Origin of the sequence: Psychrosphaera algicola (assembly GCF_028401425.1) — a bacterium.
Classification (GTDB): Bacteria; Pseudomonadota; Gammaproteobacteria; order Enterobacterales; family Alteromonadaceae; genus Psychrosphaera; species Psychrosphaera algicola.
This window is the reverse complement of sequence record NZ_JAQOMS010000002.1, coordinates 3669397-3686513: the sequence shown is the minus strand read 5'-3', so window position 1 is coordinate 3686513 and position 17117 is coordinate 3669397. Positions and strand designations below refer to the sequence as shown.

Below are 17117 nucleotides of genomic sequence, written 5' to 3'. Positions count from 1 at the left end.
CCAGTTGTAATTTTTGCCGTAACCGCTTTGAATTTGTTTAAATTGGTTAGAAAGGAAAGTTGGCGTCCCCACCGCGACTCGAACGCAGATCTAAAACTTAGGAGGTTCTTGTTTTATCCAGTTAAACTATGGGGACGTTGTGGGGAATTATATCCAAATATGACTTGAGTAAAAGGCTTTTGTTGAAAATATAAGTTGATGTTTTAGTTTGCTTTATCATTCACGTTGCAAAATTGACGGATATTGGTTTATCGGTAACCAATCTGCAGAAAAAGGAGATGACACGCTATAGGTTTACCATTCCCATGTAATAAACTTGGGAGAATAATTTGTCATCACTCTTATTCTAAAAAATAGCATCACGCTTCGTATAACTCTAAAGGCAGTTTGTCTGGATCTTGGAAGAAGGTAAACCTTTTGCCCGTAAACTCGTCAACCCGTATTGCTTCAACTGGTATGCCTTTGTCTTCCAGTTCTTGTACAACAGCATCTAAATCATCAACAACAAAAGCCAGATGACGCAAACCTTGAGCCTCTGGAAAACTTGGACGTTCAGGTCGATTTGGAAACGAAAACAATTCAATTTGCCCCCCATCTGGCAACGCTAAATCTAATTTGTAAGATTGTCTTTCTTCTCGATAATTTTCAGCAATGATATCCAATCCTAAAACTTTATTATAAAAGGTCTTGGACTTGTCGTAGTCACTGCAAATAATGGCAACATGGTGGATACGCTTTAACATTTTTAAACTCTTTGACGTTTAGATTTACGAAATAAACATTAATATTTACTACCGTAGTAGGTTAGTGAGTGCCAACTCTCTATATTTTTTAAAGTCCATCTAAGACCATTTTCTTTATGATCCGAGCTTTCACAAAGTGATCAAGTTTATGGGTTTGGATCCACCAAGTTGCAGCTTCCATTAACAATTCTGGGTTGTCATTTTTATTAGCAAAAAACGCGTAGAATGATAACCCCACGTTGTCGCCTTTTTGGCTAATTTTAGTATCACAAACATCGATTATTTTGGCTCTTAGGGTTTCGTTCATATACTGCTTTGGCTCTTTTATTAATTGTTTTATTTTTATGTTCAAGACGAATTGAGAATAATTGCAGTTACCTATTTGTGATAATGCTTATCGCGTAATACGACTCAATAGCGTCATTGGCATGCAATTCTATTTTGCATATTTACTTTTGAATAACCAAGTTACTTTTATTAGGTAAATCATCCCGGCCGTCAAATATAGACTGATTTGGGCTATATCCCTTAGTTAAATAGACTACCCAATATTCCACGTGCGGCGAGTGCCATTCGCGAATAAAGCCAACACCAATCTCGTCTTGCTCTAGATAAAACTCATGTTCACCTAATAAATGACTTCGGTGGGCCGATGAATTTTTAAATGCTTCCCAAACTTGCGCCGCGGTTTCGTATCCACCGGCTACAGCCTCTACCTGATTTGCATGGAACTGCACGCCGTAATAGTCCGGCAGTTGATAACCGCCATTGGATAAATGTGCGTTTGGGCTGCCACCAAGATTATGCTGAACAAGTCCAAATTCCTGCATCTTTTTCGCTTTTTCCATCGCCAATCTGGTAAGAAGTGGATTACAACGAATACGAGTTCTGTTTTGATCCTTGTCATTTACAATCAGGGTATAGAGTTGTTGCGCTTTTTCATTGTTACCACAATCTTCAACCGGTTTAGATTGAAGTTGAAGACTGGTAATAAACGTCAAGAAAAGTAAAACTTGAGTTATTAACCGAACGGGCTTGGACAATGCGGTGAGCCAGCTTAGGATTGCTCTATTAAAACGATTAGTTGTATTTAATAATTGACCTAAAAACACGGATCTTCACCCGATAACCTAGACGCCAACCACTTGTTATTTATCATTTGAATGTATTCCATCTTCAGCAGGCTTTGTTGGCAGGTCATTACACAATTCACAGTGCACACCTTTTCGCGTGTAATACAGCCGAGTTCCAATAAAAATTGCCGTGGAGACAGCCCCCATGTTAACGCAAAAAGTATTGCCTGCTCAAAAACATGCCCTTTAGCTAGTTCGACCAATAACAGCAACATCGACACAATACTAAAAACCATTGCCGCACGTTTAAACCAAAATTTTATTCCCATAATATATTCTTTAATCACTTAATTTATTTAATATGAACTCGCCGTAAACGACTTAGCTGACACGGTTTGATACATCACCAATTGGTAATCCACTCGCCCAGCCTTTAGCCATCCCTTGAGCTACTGCGTTATAATCAGTTTGTTTACTCACAAGGTTACGTTGCTGACAATAAGCCTCATTAGGGTTAAATATAGACCTAGCGAGTTGACGACCGGTTTCAATTATCCCCGCCGTTTTTGTTCTACGAATATCGTTATACTGCCTAAACGCAAAAGTTATGTCGTTTGGGGAAGCCTTCAAGCATTTAGTTAAATGCCAAACGTCTTCTAAAGCCTTAGCAAGCACCTTGTCCAGATGTTGGTAAAGGTGCATGAGCCGCATCACCTAACAGTACCACATTTGTTTTGTACCAAGTCGATATAGGATCGTGATCATGCACATAAATTTTGTTAATACTTGTTACAGGCGTTTCGTTTATCAAGGTTAAAATTGGCTTAGGCCAATCACTAAAATGATTGGCAAGCTCTTGCTTGAATAACTCTGGCTCTGTTTTTATATTTCTAAGGTCACTTACAAATGCGCCACCAGCCCAATAGGCAGACTTATCATTAATAGGCACGATACCAAAGCGCTGGCCGCAGCCCCAAAAATCAAGCACCTGCATTTGGTCAAATAGAGGCTGATTTCCCTATAAACGCCAATCCAATTGATAAACTTTTGAAATACCGGCGTATTGTTTCCTGTCACAAATTGCCTAGCCGGAGAGTTCATTCGCCCTTCAGCGCCTATAATAAGGTCGGGCTTTATGACCATGCCATTATCAAAGGTAATTTGGGTTTTAAAGCCACTGGGCTGACTTGCAATTGCTGTAACTTGGTGGGCATATCGAATTGATATGTTAAGTTCTTGCGCACGCTCAGTGAGAATTAACATTAAATCACGACGCAAAATTGAATAACTTGGCAATGTCATGTGTTTATTAAGCTGGCTAACATCCAAGCTACCAAGCGGTTCGCCAGATGAAGAAAAACGAGACATTGCGGTTATCTTGCCGCCAAACATTTCAATCTTTTGTAAAACTCCCAGTGTTTCTAAAACAAAGATCGCGTTTGGCCAACAGACAATGCCAGCCCCCATTTCAGAAATGCTTTGGTGACGTTCATATATTGTCGGATTAAACCCGGCTTGTTTGAGCGAAATTGCAGCACTAATTCCACCGATACCTCCCCTAAAATTGCGATATCCATTTCATTCCTCGGCATAAATTATTCTACTGAAATTGAGAGCAAACAACGCGCTTATTTGTATTGTTTATCCCCGTCATAATAGCTGTCATTCGGGGTATAACAAGCGTTAGCAATAAAACGTTACAAGTTAAGTTTTTGACATTGTCTTAATTGCGGGAATAGTTGGATTTGTGGGACTTTTAAGTATGGATACTTTAGACAAATGGCAATTGTGCCGAAACCTAAAATACAAAAGCCCAATCAAATAAGATTGGGCTAGTCACAACAGCATACGAAGAATGTGTTTAACAAGGCTCTGTTGCCACCTTAGGCTTATTCGACTGGCTTAGGTGATATGACAGTTGCTTCATCGTTTTGAGCACAGCGGCTTCCATAGCGTCATGTAAAGAATCACCAATGTGTTGTTCTTCTATCACATTAAGCGCTTCTCGAGTTGTCCCTCCTGACGAGGCAACCATATCCTTTAGATAACTTGCATCAAATGCTTGTTCTGCCAATAAGGTAAGCGTGCCGCGTGTCGTTTGCCGCACGACTTCACTTACGTTTACATTAGTTAAGGCGTAGTGTTTAGCGGCCTGCTCTATTGCCTCCACCATAGCGTAATAATAAGCAGGTGCACTGCCTGCAATCCCAACCATATAAGCGAGTTCAACTTCACTTTCGACTTGATAAACTTTTCCAAGTTTTGACAACAACTGGGTTACTTCGGTCAAAAAATGTTGTTTTATTTTGCTGCCATAAAGTGCTATAGCCCCTTCATTAACAGAGACAGGGAGGTTTGGCATCATAGTAAATGTCGTTGGAAGGTTTTGTAGCCAATCACTAACTAAAACCCTAGGTACACCAGCGGCAGCAGAAATCACGATTTTGGTCTGTAGCTCTTGATACGTTAATCCCGCAACAATGTCATCACATGCGTTTTGTACGTTCGTTGGTTTTACGCAAATAAAGATAACATCAGATAGGCTCGCTACTTCGTTATTACACGTAGTAGCAGCTATCCCAAATTCTTTTTCGACTCGCACTTTAGACTCAACCGTGCGGGTCGAAGCAATAATTTGATTGGCAACGACACCTGACTTTAGAAAGCCTTGGATCATTGCTTTTGCCATTTTTCCGGCTCCGATAAACCCTATGCGTTTGGTCGCGAAGTTTTTATCAAATACCATACTAAACGCCAGTACCTCGCACTTGACCTTCGCCAGAAACAACAAACTTTTGGGTCACTAGAGATTCTATCCCCATTGGGCCATAAGCATGGAGTTTAGTGGTTGCAATACCAATTTCTGCACCTAAACCTAACTGACTGCCATCGGAAAAACGCGATGACGCATTAACCATACAGACTGACGCATCTACTGTTTTAATAAACGTATTAGCGCGGTCTTTATCTTCGGTAATGATCACTTCTGTGTGGTTACTGCCGAATTGGTCAATGTGCGTGATAGCTTCAATTAACGACGGTACGGTACGTATGGCGATTTCTTTACGCAAGTATTCTTGGCCAAAGCTGTCTGGCGTTAACAAAGTTGGGCTCAAAAAGAACTTATGAGCACTTTCACAGGTATTTACTTTTACGCCATGTGATTCTAAAACTCGGGCTGCAACAGGTAAAAAGTCGTCTGCAATGTCTTTATGAACCAATAAACATTCAAGGGCATTACACACCCCAGTGCGCTGGGTTTTGCCATTAATCAGAATGTTAATCGCTTTATCAAAGTCAGCATATTTGTCGACATATAAATGGCACACACCTTTAAAATGTTGAATAACAGGGATTAGGCTATGTTCGGACACAAACTTAACTAAGCCTTCGCCACCACGAGGGATAACCAAATCGATTGAATCTTTTTGTTTCATCAATGTTAACAAGTCTTCGCGGTCAGTGGACTCAACCAAAGTAACAAGGTTCTCAGGTAGCGCAAACTCAGCGAGTGTTAAACGAATGATCCCAGCAAATGCTAAATTGGTGTTCTTGGCTTCTTTGCCACCTTTCAAGATAGCGGCATTACCCGCTTTTAAACACATTAACGCGGCTTCTACGGTAACATTAGGACGTGCTTCGTAAATCATACAGATCACACCAAGCGGCACGCTCATCTTTGTCACTTCAAGCCCGTTTGGACGAGTAGAAAAGTGTTCAGTTTTACCGACTGGATCGTCCAGTTTAGTTAGCGTAACTAGATTACTGCATAGCTCATCTAGGCGATCTTCGGTTAGTGTCAGCCGGTCGATAAATGCATCATCAACGCCTTTTTCTTTAGCGCCAATAACATCGACAAAGTTGGCTTGTAAAATCATGTCTTTATTACTGCTAATTCTTGCCGCCACTTCCAAAATAAGACGATTTTTTACGTCTTCTGGCGTCAACATTAATACTTTTGATGCGCGTTTAGCGTTTCGAGCCATAGTCTCTATATTGTTCATTAAACTTCCTTAAGCAGTGTCATTTGGTCGCTTTCATATACAGAATCTAAATGGTTTAGCGACGACGAATCCTCCTGTTCTGTTAGGTAGGACATTAAACAACTACTGCAATTTGTGATTGCTTTCGCGAGAGATTTTCCATCTTCAGATTTAATAACAACAGTATCACCGGTATTAAAGTCACCATTTACTTCAAGCAATTGCTCGCTTGATAAACTAAGTAAACCGTCGATTACTGTTTTTTCACCAGCCTTATTTACAACAAGCTCGCCCCGGCGCGTGTGGTGTATCTGAGCCAATGATCTTTGTCGTTGATTGGACTTTTTGATGGAAAGAAGATTGTTCCGGGTTTTCGTTCCGTAACAGTGCAGGAAATGAATCCGCTTGTTCACCGTGAATAATGTAAGTCGCAATGCCGTTTGCAATGGCTTTCTCTGCCGCTTGAACTTTTGTTGCCATACCACCAGTACCAACTGAGTTGGTCGTACGCATATCTAAATTGCGTAAACTGTCAGTGATAGAACGGACCTCTGGGATGTGTTTGGCATCTGGGTTGTCTTTTGGATTTGCGGAATATAAACCGTCAACGTCGGTACATAAGATTAGTGCATCTGCGCCAACCGCCGCTGAAACCATAGCCGCTAAGTTATCGTTGTCGCCAACTTTTAGCTTATCAGTGGTAATAGTATCGTTCTCATTTACGATTGGTAAAATACCGTGTTTTAGGGTTTCGTCGATGGTTGACGACACACTTGCATAACGTTCAGGGTCTCGTAAGTCACCATGCGTCAGCAGAATTTGACAAGTCGCAAAATCAAACAACTTATCCCACGTTGAAACCATTTCAGCTTGACCCGCTGCGGCCATTGCTTTTTTCATTGTGATAGACACATCAGCACTATCAATTTTAGGAAAATGTCGTTTTCCTGCCGCAATAGACCCAGAGGAAACTAAAACAACCTCTATGCCTCGTTGGCGACAATCAATTATAAACTGAGCGATAGGAAATAATTTGTGAGGGCTACATCCACTTCCACTCGGCGCTATCAATGCACTACCCACTTTCAATACAACTCGTTTAAAACTAGAAAACAAAACAAAACTCCAAAAATATATTTAGTGAACTTATGTTTAGTATACTAACTATTAATTTTTAATCAACCTGAAATTACTTTTAGCACCTTGTCTATAGCCCCTAAAAGCTCCGAAAACAAGGCTATATAATGTTATGGCGGTTTATTTTCATTCGATATATATATTTCGTAAACTAATATTATAAACAAGAAACACTGGTGTTTACGCTTTTACAGGAAACATTTTATCTTCCACTACAACCCTGATGAGCCAATCCATTTCGTTTTTGCAGTTTGGACGTATTAAACAACAGAATATGTTTTAGGTAAGGTCGCGATATTTAAGCTTAGGATAAAGATGATAGCTACTGGGCATTGCAGTCAGCGGAAAGTGTACTGCTAAAACCATGTTGGTTTCTTGCGCTTATCAAAACTAATTGATTGAAGTAAAATTATGCGCCTAACCCTGCCTCAACTAAAATTGAGTACAGTTGCTGTGGCGACTCGAGTAACCGGCATTAATGGATAAATACAAAAAACCGCTCTAGTTAGAGCGGTTTTGTTCTTTAATACTGCAATGCAATCAATCTTTAGGTGCGTGAATTTCACCTAGATTAAGAATTGGTGCTGCATCGAGTTCACCTGCGTTCATCATACTTGCAACTCGCTGAACGCTTGATAGCAACAATGTCTGCTCCCAAGGCTCAATGTTTTCAAACTTTTCAATAAACGTATCTTCCATTGCACGTGGCGCATCTTTTAATGTTTCCACGCCCAGGTCGGTCAAATATAAAGAAACTTTTCGGCGGTCTTCACTATCGCGTTTACGCACCAATAACTCCTTTGACTCTAAACGGTCTAAAATACTCGTTACCGTTGCTTGAGATAAGTTAATGCTGTCCGATACCTGCTTTGATGTCAGTCCTAGTAAAGCCGAAACTTCTTGCAAAACCAACAGTTGTGGGCCGGTGATCCCAACTGCTTTACTTAACTTCTTAGAACGCAAATCAATTGCGCGGATAATTTGCCGAATTGCGACTAACAACTCTTCATATTTTTCCAATGTACACCCGCCGTAATCTTAAAAATGCCGAACTCTACTCTGCTTCACAAATGTTGGCAACATAGAATCCACTAGCAATTATTTATTATTCAAATTATTTGACCACTAACTTAATGAATTTTTAGTTAGCTCAAATAACTCAGTTGTCTTTTCACATGGTACTTGTGTGCGTTTACTTACAATCACAATAACCAAGGAACTTATTAAAAATGCTGGTAACAGTTCATAAAACTCAGAGCTCAATGTTAGTCCATTTGGTAACAATGGAATATAACCCCAAATAAATACAGTAATAGCACCTGCTAATACGCCTGCAATTGCGCCTTGTTCAGTTAATTGCTTCCACCATAAACTGAATAGAATAACTGGACCAAATGCGGCACCAAAACCTGCCCAAGCACTAGAGACCAATTTAAGTACACCGCCTAATTCAGCAAGTGCAATAAGTGACGCTAAAGCAGCAACAACCACTACACAAGCACGGCTGATAATTAGTGATTTTTCAGGACTTACGTTTTCTGAAAAGTAAACTTTATAAAGATCTTCAACAAGCGAACTGGATGACACTAAAAGCTGTGAGGAAATCGTACTCATAATCGCCGCTAAAATTGCTGCTAATAACCAGCCAGCAACTAAAGGATGAAACAAAATTTGCGACAAATGAATGAATATCGTTTCAGGGTCACTCAATTGTGTACCAACAGATTTAATATACGCAGCACCGACAATACCGGTTAATAACGCCCCGATAATAGATACGATCATCCAATTTATACCGACTCTTCGAGCCTGTGGTAATTTTTTGTGACTGCTTATCGCCATAAATCGAACGATAATGTGTGGTTGCCCAAAGTAACCAAGCCCCCAGTAGAATAAACTAATGGAGGCAACAATTTCGAAATTGGCCTCTTTGGTTAACAACTCCCAAAACTGAGAACCAAAACTCGTTGACTGTGCCACTGTATCAATTGAGATAAATGCAACGTATGGCACTGCAATGAGCGCAATGAGCATAATAACCCCCTGTACAAAGTCGGTTAAGCTCACAGCCAAAAATCCGCCCATAACAGTATATGCGACTACAATTCCTACCGTTGCAAAAACCCCAAATGAATAAGATGTCGCAAATGCTGAGGAGAATAACTTGCCGCCGGCAACAAGGCCAGACGCCGTATATACGGTAAAGAATAGGATGATAACAACGCTCGCGATAAGTCGCAGGTGACTTTTGTCTTTCATAAATCGACGAGACATAAATTCAGGAATGGTTAAAGAATCATTAGCAAGCTCAGTGTAAACCCGCAGTTTTGGTGCAACAATGAGATAATTAACATAAGCACCTATCACCAAACCAATAGCCAACCAAATACTGCCAATGCCAGTGGTGTAAGCAGCGCCAGGTAATCCTAACAACATCCAGCCACTCATATCAGACGCACCTGCGGACAAAGCAGTGACGTTCGGGCCAACTTGTCTGCCCCCTAATAAATATTCACTGTTATTAGATGTGGATTGACGCATGGCATAAAAGCCTATTGCGATTAATAATACAAAATATAAAACTATAGAAACAACTGAATAATCTATCGACATAATCAACTTCATAGTGTGTTAAATACAAAGAAAGAATGTATAAACATTCTCTCTGGCGCAATCAATAATTAATTCGTCTACGAATTAATTTAACCATATAACCACTTTTGTGTAAGCCTGTCCAAATAATTGACAGCACTGCACAAACCTCTAAAAGCCATAGTGGGCACCACATAAACACCTATAATCAACCAAAAACAAAGATACCCAATATAATCCGGTGCTCTACTTAATCGCTTACCAGTAAACATGATTCCACCTCTAACTATTAGAACACTAAGTATTCTGGGCGAAATTAGTAATTATTTCAAGGTTACATAGACATTTAGTTAATTAGTAAGCTAATCAGTTCGGAAAAAACATATGAAAAAGGCAACAAAGATAAGGGTATTTAAGAGAACCAAGCGATGAGTTCGGTAGGGAATAGTAGAAAACAAATTATGATGAAGAGAGGTGTAGCACGATGAATTGTAAAATAATGCTTACTAAACGAAAGGTTTTCGAGGGGACAATCTCACGAACGACAATTCTATTCCAAATAAAATTGTCGAACGTGATGCTATGACTATAAAGATAAATTAAGCTGATTCAGCGGCTTTTTCTTGCTCACATAACTTACGCTGCTTTTCAACTTGTGGGCATTGCCAATCGTCTCCTGGATTAGGAACCCGCATCCATTTTGCAAATACCCAAATTGTCCAGTAGACCATAAACCCAGCCAAGATGGAGTCACTTAAGAAGTGACCTCCCTGCACAACTCGTATCATGCCAACGGCCGCGCCTATACCTAAACCGATGTAGAACCACTTACGTGAACCTAGTAACCACCCTAAGATCATAAAGTAGAAGCCCATTGCAGCATGACCACTGACAAATGAACAATTACGTTCACATTGGTCCGAGATTACCCACGCAGGAGAAAACGTCTTGTCACCACCAAACTCGACAACCGTTCTTGGACGAGCTCGGTCCCAATGATCTTTAAATACATTGTGGACAATTATACCTGAGCCAACTAATAAAGTGACTAAAGCAAATAAACACAAATGCCGACGGATTTTGCAATACACGTTTTTAATACTTAAAAGTAAAAATATAAACATGACTGGTAGCAATAACTTAGGCATATGCTTAAAGATATCGTAGGTTATTTGAACTAATTGGGTTTCATTCCAATAAAATCCATTTTGTTCATCGTAAAATTTACTTGAAACCCACAAGTCTACTTGCGGGAATAAATAGAAAAATAACGAAACTAAAACAAACGCCGCAAGTCCAAACCATGTTGATTTTGTTATTGTTTTTCTCGGTTCAACACATTCAGTTGCCGATTCCATCTGTTCACTCATAATGCACCTTTAGACAAAAAATCGCCTCTATTCTAAGGCGGAATTGCAAAGCTTCAAGTTATATATTTATGAAAAGTTCGAATATAGGGAAAACCCTTTTCCACTTCTGATCAAATTTCTGTATAATCCCGCGTCTTCATTTCTTGTACAAAATTTGTTCAAGTTGATATTTAATTGCAAAGCTCGGGTACATCTATTTATGCAATCTCAATCTACTGTTGCGACAAAAGCAGTCAAACCACCACAGGCCACCGTCCATAGTGACCAAATGTTGTGGGACTACCCAAAATTTTGGGCGGAATGTTTTGGTCCAGCGCCATTTTTACCAACAACTCGTGAAGAAATGGATTTACTAGGATGGGATTCCTGCGATGTAATTATTGTTACGGGTGACGCGTATGTCGACCATCCAAGTTTTGGTATGGCGGTTATCGGCCGAATGCTGGAATCTCAAGGGTTTCGCGTTGGGATCATCGACCAGCCAGACTGGACAAGTAAAAATGATTTCCAACGACTCGGTAAACCAAATCTGTATTTTGGGGTTACCGCCGGTAACATGGACTCAATGATCAACCGATATACATCGGACCGTAAATTACGCCATGATGATGCTTACACGCCAGACAATATAGGTGGTAAACGCCCAGACCGTGCAGTAACGGTTTATTCACAACGTTGTCGCGAAGCCTTCAAAGGTGTCCCGGTCATTGTTGGTGGAATAGAAGCAAGCTTACGCCGCATTAGTCACTACGATTATTGGTCAGACAAAGTACGCCGAAGTGTCATTTTTGATTCCAAAGCCGACATGTTGGTTTTTGGTAATGCTGAACGCCCGCTTGTTGAAGTCACGCATCGTTTATCTCGTGGTGAAGATATAAAAGATATTAGAGACGTTCGTGGCACCGCAATTATAACTAAAGATGCGTTACCAGATTGGCAAGGCATTGATTCGACACAAATCGACAAACCAGGATCATCGACCCTCTCTATAGCCCTTATCAAGATTACGAGCCAAATACTTGTGGCAATAAAGATCAAGCCATAGAAGAAAGCGCAGTAGATAAAGACGCCAGCCAAGCGATTGTTGTACAACCATACGACAAGAAAAAACCAAAGCGCAGTTAAGACGTCCATGGGACCGTGTTTACATTAAACTGCCAGCGTTTGAAGTTGTATCACAAAATCAAACTCTATATGCACATACCAACCGAATTTTGCATCAGGAAACCAATCCTAGTTGTGCTAAAGCGTTATTCCAACGTCACGGTGACCGAAGTGTTTGGATCAATCCACCAGCGTTTCCTTTAGAAACGGAAGAGATGGATTATGTTTTTGGAATGCCGTTTGCGCGTATCCCTCATCCAAAGTATGAAGGTAAAAAATTCCAGCCTACGAAATGATAAAAACTTCAGTTAATATCATGCGTGGTTGTTACGGTGGTTGTACTTTCTGTTCAATAACCGAACATGAAGGTCGTATTATTCAAAGTCGTTCAGAAGATTCAATCATCAATGAAATTGAACAAATTCGAGATACGGTTCCAGGCTTTACTGGTGTCATCTCTGATTTAGGTGGCCCAACGGCCAACATGTATATGTTGCGTTGTAAAAGCGCTAAAGCCGAAGCAACATGTCGCCGTGCATCCTGTGTCTACCCCGATATTTGTAAGCACATGGACACCGACCACGAACCTACGATTAAATTGTATCAGCGAGCACGTGAATTACCGGGTGTGAAGAAAATTCTTATCGCCTCTGGTGTGCGTTATGACTTAGCGATCCAAGACCCACGTTACGTCAAGGAACTCGTTACTCATCACGTTGGTGGTTATCTAAAAATTGCGCCTGAACATACCGAAGAAGGTCCATTGTCTAAGATGATGAAACCGGGTATGGGCACCTACGACAAATTTAAAGAGTTGTTTGAAAAGTACTCGAAAGAGGCAGGAAAAGAGCAGTACCTTATTCCTTACTTTATCGCTGCGCACCCTAGTACAACTATTGACGATATGATCAACTTAGCCCTTTGGTTAAAAGAAAACAGATTCAGACTCGATCAAGTGCAAAACTTCTACCCATCGCCAATGGCGACGGCGACAACTATGTATCACACTGAAATTGATACACTGCATAAAGTTAAACGTCAAAACGATCTTGTTGCGATCCCTCGTGGCGAAAAAGAACGTCGTTTACATAAGGCTATTTTGCGTTATCACGATCCAAAAAACTGGAAAATGATCCGCCATGCCTTAAAAGACATGGGCCTGACTAAGTTAATCGGTCACGGTAAACAACACTTAGTGCCACCAGCATCCGCAGATGAAGAACGTATGTCTGCTAGCAAAGGTGGTCGTGGACAAAAAGCATTGTCTCGTCATACAGGGCTTGGCCAATTTAAACATGGCAAAAACCAGCTCCTGCGTCATCGAGCCGCAATAATAGTGGTTCAACATCGACGTCGACAAAAAACCAAAATCAAATACTAAAAACCGTACCCGGTAAGGAATCAATATGTCTGACGTAACTGCAGAATTTTTTAAAGAAGTAAAAGCCACCCAAATGTTATGGGGTTTACACGACAAAGCGAATGACGGATGGGTTGTTGCCGATTCTTCAAATTTTGAAAACGCAGAAACAATGCCGTTATGGTCTACAGAGTCTATGGCACAAAAATGTTGTGTTGATGAATGGTCTGATTTTGTCCCAACTCAAATTTCTGTTGCTGAATGGTTAGAGTTTTGGTTTGAGGAACTAAAAGAAGACGACATTTTAATCGGCTTAGACTGGGAAGATAATGGCCCATGCGAAGAATTAGAAGTTGTCGACTTTACGCAGGAAGTTGCTGAAATTGAAGCGCTATAAAATTGTTTGATATTTAAACAGTTAGCACATTTGGTTTGGGTTAAATTTTCGTTTAACCCTGCCAAATTATCGCTTGTTTACTGCTGCTGATTTATTCAGCCACTCCTGTGCAAAACCTCTACAACCCTAGTCAAAATTAGCCATTGCCTCCACATTTTTAGCATTAACTATTTACTTTTTTCAAAAAATCTCTACAATGCGCGACTGTTTAAAAAATGTTCTTTAGTAATCTGTTCTGATGTTTGATGTAGAGCTCAAAGCGAAAGCTTGTATAAGACTCTGCGGCGTTGCCGTGTCTTCGAATATTCAGAATACTTACGTTCTTTCTACAAATAGGTGATTGTAAATGCAACCGATGTTAAACATCGCAGTCCGTGCTGCGCGTAATGCTGGTAAAATTATCGCTCGTGCGTTCGAGCAACTTGATATGGTTAAAGCTGAACTAAAAGGCTCTAATGACTTTGTAACTAATGTTGACAAGGAAGCAGAAGAAGCAATCATCCAAACTATCAAAGCCTCTTTCCCAGATCACTCATTCATTGCCGAAGAGAGTGGAATTACCGCAGGCGACGAAAAATATCAGTGGATCATCGACCCATTAGATGGCACAACAAACTTCATTAAAGGCATCCCTCACTTTGCCGTTTCTATTGCCCTTAAGGTTGATGGAAAATTAGAACAGGCCGTAATTTTAGATCCTATTCGTGGTGAAATGTTCACTGCATCGAAAGGTGCAGGCGCTCAATTAGACGGCAAACGCATTCGAGTTTCTAAAGCACGTGACCTTTCAGGCACGTTAATTGGAACAGGCTTTCCGTTCAAACAAAAACACCAACTTGAAGCTTATCAAAACATCTTTGCTGACCTATTCCCACAAGTTGCGGATATGCGTCGTGCCGGTTCAGCTGCATTAGATTTGGCTTATGTCGCAGCGGGTCGTATGGAAGGTTTTTGGGAAATGGGCTTAAAGCCTTGGGATACAGCTGCCGGCCAATTAATCGCCATTGAAGCGGGTGCGGTAGTATCTGACTTTGAAGGTGGTAACAACTTCGACAAATCTGGCAATATCGTTGTCGCAACACCAAAAGTATTGGGCTCAATTTTAAAAACGATTCGTCCACACTTAAACGACGGTTTACGTTCTAAGTAATTACCGCTAATCCAAAACTCAAACGTTTTGGTTTAACTTATCAAGCCCGTTCAATGTAGCGGGCTTTTTTGTATCTGCATTTCGCTATCTTATACCAATCCTCCAACACAGATAAATCTCGTTAAAATTCGATACTAAAGAAAAAAACCTATATGGTTAAATTTTTTGTAACCTTTTGAACGATCCCATTGTCTTTAGATAAAACTCGAAATTTATGGATGTTATGCCTTTAAATACGGAATTTAACCAACTTGTCTCAAAAGAGATACTAGAGCGCGCAAAAGTTGGTGATGAAGCTGCATTTAAAGCAATTTACGAACAATACAGCGGTATTGGTTATGGTATTGCACTGAGAATGGTAAAGCATCACGAGTTGGCTCAGGATGTTTTACAGGATGCATTTATCAATGTATTTCGCCATATCAAGCAATACCAAGGTGAACAGGTTTTTGTTGCATGGTTAAAAAGAATTGTGATTAACCAAGCAATTAACAAGCTTAAAGTACAAAACAAATTTAATTGCGAACTCCCCGAAGAGGATATTATCGAAACGACAAGTCTGTTTAACGAGAATTGGCTTAGTGCGGTTCGAGATATAAATTCTCTGTTAATGCGGGTTAATGACGAATACAGAACCGTTTTTGTCCTTCACGAAATTGAAGGCTATAAACATAAAGAGATTGCTGAGTTATTGGATAAGTCAGTGAGTTACTCAAAAGTTGTCTTGATGCGTTGTTATCAGCAACTAAAAGTATTGGCAGAACAATGAAACATTTAACCGATTTACAACTTTTAGGATCCACAGGTGACGAGCCACATATTATGCAATGTGAGGAGTGTCTGTCTCGATTCAATAATTTGACTGCAATACGAAGTTCGTTTGCCAATTTGAACATGCAAACCGAGTTAACAACAAATATCGAAAATAAGCGCGCACCTAGTTGGGACGATTTTCAACGGGCCCAAAATCCAACTTCAAATGTCACTAAATTAAAATTACAACCCAAATGGTTTGCCATGGCCGCGAGCATTTTATTTGCAACTTCAGTATATTTTTTGATGCCCGAAAATAACACGATAGACAGAGAGACAAGCCTTTTGATAGATCAAAATACTGAATTACAAAAGCAAATGGCAAGGCAGTATGATTATAGTGAAACCGCTCAGATTAATCATAATTTGATGTTATTAGACAGTCAGATCCAAAACGCATATTTAAGTCAAAGTAATAAAGTTGTTATTCACGATTTGTGGCGTCAACGAAAATCTGAAATCGAAAGGATTTTAGCTAAAACCACTTCGCCTGCCACAATGAAGATATAGGGATTGTTATGTCTTATGTAAAAGTTATTTTATTTATCTCAGCACTTATCTCAAGTGGCTCGCTACTAGCGAATAAAAATGTTGAAGGACAGCCATTCAGTGATGACGAAACAAATTCATTATCACCTGAGTCAGCAAAATTATTAGCGCAATTAAAGCAAACCACAACTGAGACTATTTTACGGGTTAAAAACATTGAGGCGCAAAGAGGTAATTCATTAAGTGATTTTGAACAGTTATTGTCTTCAGAACCCACACGTATTAGTGATCTAGGCTTAGTGCTCGATGTTCAAAGTAACGACAACTACTTTCATATAGTCGGTATCACCCATAGGTAGCGTAGCGGAAAAATTGGGACTCAATTCCGGCGATAAACTATTTTTCCTCGATGATATTCCAGCCCATAGAAGCCAACTTACGGCCTTCTCTTCTTTTGTTCGTAGTTTCACCGACAAACAAAGTATCAAATTAGACGTACAGCAAGGTGGCGAGCGAAAAACCTTAACAGCCGTGTTAAGTGTCACTGATATTCTGACTTCACCCTAAAATTAGACAACTTAGAAGATCAATGTGGGCGTGTATACACGATCCCAAAAGCAAGAAGCGACAGAACGTTTTTTCCGTTAGAACTGCGCCGTATCGATGGTAAAACGACCCAAAACTTCAGCGGTCAAATCGTTTCCAACATGGGTATTATTTCAAAGCAAAACGGGGCCCTAAACTCTGTTAGACTAAAAGCTGGCCGTCATAAACTTCTATTTAAATCTGAACCCGCAGCAAGATATACAAAAAAGCGTCCGATGTTTAAAACCCTTCATGAAAAAAGGAATTCACGCTTGATGTTCTTCCAAACAAAAATTATCTGCTCGCGGCTGAAATGATTAA

The 17117-nt window shown here is 40.1% G+C and carries 20 protein-coding genes, 1 tRNA gene and 1 pseudogene; 7 read left to right on the top strand and 15 right to left on the bottom strand.

The genetic code is table 11. The annotated features are described in order from the left end of the window. Nucleotides 1-60: 60 nt before the first annotated feature. The 15 genes from PN838_RS20235 to PN838_RS20165 all read right to left on the bottom strand — a co-directional run bounded on the left by PN838_RS20235 (nt 61) and on the right by PN838_RS20165 (nt 10898). Nucleotides 61-136 (bottom strand) — tRNA-Arg (locus PN838_RS20235). A 223-nt stretch (nt 137-359) separates the two neighbouring features. Further along, nucleotides 360-743 (bottom strand): SMU1112c/YaeR family gloxylase I-like metalloprotein, encoded by a 384-nt coding sequence (gene gloA2 / locus PN838_RS20230; protein ID WP_272181777.1) that lies wholly within the window; start codon nt 741-743, stop codon nt 360-362. 88 nt (nt 744-831) lie between these two features. Beyond that, nucleotides 832-1050: a DUF6500 family protein gene (locus PN838_RS20225; RefSeq protein ID WP_215965341.1), complete on the bottom strand. Its 219-nt coding sequence runs from the start codon at nt 1048-1050 to the stop codon at nt 832-834. A 142-nt stretch (nt 1051-1192) separates the two neighbouring features. Next, nucleotides 1193-1744: a CAP domain-containing protein gene (locus tag PN838_RS20220; protein WP_272181776.1), complete on the bottom strand. Its 552-nt coding sequence runs from the start codon at nt 1742-1744 to the stop codon at nt 1193-1195. A gap of 101 nt (nt 1745-1845) precedes the next feature. Then, nucleotides 1846-2145: a hypothetical protein gene (locus tag PN838_RS20215; RefSeq protein ID WP_272181775.1), complete on the bottom strand. Its 300-nt coding sequence runs from the start codon at nt 2143-2145 to the stop codon at nt 1846-1848. A gap of 52 nt (nt 2146-2197) precedes the next feature. Continuing rightward, a complete protein-coding gene (locus PN838_RS20210) occupies nt 2198-2518 on the bottom strand; it encodes a hypothetical protein (protein WP_272181774.1) in 321 nt (106 codons plus the stop codon). Further along, the gene (locus tag PN838_RS20205; RefSeq protein WP_272181773.1) at nt 2481-2765 is read right to left on the bottom strand and encodes a flavin-dependent monooxygenase; all 285 of its coding nucleotides are present in this window, start codon (nt 2763-2765) and stop codon (nt 2481-2483) included. The genes PN838_RS20210 and PN838_RS20205 overlap by 38 nt, the downstream gene beginning before the upstream one ends. Next, complete coding sequence (locus PN838_RS20200; RefSeq protein ID WP_272182662.1) at nt 2717-3367, bottom strand: FAD-dependent oxidoreductase; 651 nt, start codon at nt 3365-3367, stop codon at nt 2717-2719. The genes PN838_RS20205 and PN838_RS20200 overlap by 49 nt, the downstream gene beginning before the upstream one ends. A 310-nt stretch (nt 3368-3677) precedes the next feature. After that, nucleotides 3678-4562, bottom strand: a complete 885-nt coding sequence (locus PN838_RS20195; RefSeq protein ID WP_272181772.1) for a pyrroline-5-carboxylate reductase family protein — start codon at nt 4560-4562, stop codon at nt 3678-3680. Between the two features lies 1 nt (nt 4563). After that, nucleotides 4564-5820: a glutamate-5-semialdehyde dehydrogenase gene (locus PN838_RS20190; RefSeq protein ID WP_215965336.1), complete on the bottom strand. Its 1257-nt coding sequence runs from the start codon at nt 5818-5820 to the stop codon at nt 4564-4566. Beyond that, nucleotides 5820-6119, bottom strand: coding sequence for a PUA domain-containing protein (locus PN838_RS20185; protein WP_272181771.1), 300 nt, complete (start codon nt 6117-6119; stop codon nt 5820-5822). The genes PN838_RS20190 and PN838_RS20185 overlap by 1 nt, the downstream gene beginning before the upstream one ends. Then, entirely contained in the window at nt 6073-6915 is an 843-nt protein-coding gene (gene proB / locus PN838_RS20180) for a glutamate 5-kinase (RefSeq protein ID WP_272181770.1), read from the bottom strand. Before proB ends, PN838_RS20185 begins: the two co-directional genes overlap by 47 nt. A 561-nt stretch (nt 6916-7476) precedes the next feature. Further along, entirely contained in the window at nt 7477-7956 is a 480-nt protein-coding gene (locus PN838_RS20175) for a MarR family winged helix-turn-helix transcriptional regulator (protein WP_272181769.1), read from the bottom strand. A gap of 105 nt (nt 7957-8061) precedes the next feature. Further along, a complete protein-coding gene (gene putP / locus PN838_RS20170; RefSeq protein ID WP_272181768.1) occupies nt 8062-9549 on the bottom strand; it encodes a sodium/proline symporter PutP in 1488 nt (495 codons plus the stop codon). Nucleotides 9550-10127: 578 nt separating this feature from the next. After that, nucleotides 10128-10898: a phosphatase PAP2 family protein gene (locus tag PN838_RS20165; RefSeq protein ID WP_272181767.1), complete on the bottom strand. Its 771-nt coding sequence runs from the start codon at nt 10896-10898 to the stop codon at nt 10128-10130. Nucleotides 10899-11166: 268 nt separating this feature from the next. Between PN838_RS20165 and PN838_RS20160 the strand changes: the two are divergent. The 7 genes and pseudogenes from PN838_RS20160 (at nt 11167) to PN838_RS20130 (ending at nt 16778) form a co-directional block, all read left to right on the top strand. Further along, nucleotides 11167-13383, top strand: a pseudogene (locus tag PN838_RS20160) (YgiQ family radical SAM protein). A 25-nt stretch (nt 13384-13408) separates the two neighbouring features. Continuing rightward, nucleotides 13409-13759: a DUF2750 domain-containing protein gene (locus PN838_RS20155; protein WP_215965330.1), complete on the top strand. Its 351-nt coding sequence runs from the start codon at nt 13409-13411 to the stop codon at nt 13757-13759. Between the two features lie 346 nt (nt 13760-14105). Beyond that, complete coding sequence (suhB, locus tag PN838_RS20150) at nt 14106-14909, top strand: inositol-1-monophosphatase (RefSeq protein WP_272181766.1); 804 nt, start codon at nt 14106-14108, stop codon at nt 14907-14909. 223 nt (nt 14910-15132) lie between these two features. After that, entirely contained in the window at nt 15133-15678 is a 546-nt protein-coding gene (locus PN838_RS20145; RefSeq protein ID WP_272181765.1) for an RNA polymerase sigma factor, read from the top strand. Further along, a complete protein-coding gene (locus tag PN838_RS20140) occupies nt 15675-16232 on the top strand; it encodes a hypothetical protein (protein WP_215965327.1) in 558 nt (185 codons plus the stop codon). Before PN838_RS20145 ends, PN838_RS20140 begins: the two co-directional genes overlap by 4 nt. Nucleotides 16233-16240: 8 nt before the next feature. Next, nucleotides 16241-16570 carry a hypothetical protein gene (locus PN838_RS20135; RefSeq protein WP_272181764.1) on the top strand — a complete coding sequence of 110 codons (330 nt, stop codon included), beginning with the start codon at nt 16241-16243 and terminating at the stop codon, nt 16568-16570. A 13-nt stretch (nt 16571-16583) separates the two neighbouring features. Continuing rightward, nucleotides 16584-16778, top strand: coding sequence for a hypothetical protein (locus PN838_RS20130; protein WP_272181763.1), 195 nt, complete (start codon nt 16584-16586; stop codon nt 16776-16778). Nucleotides 16779-17117: the final 339 nt, after the last annotated feature.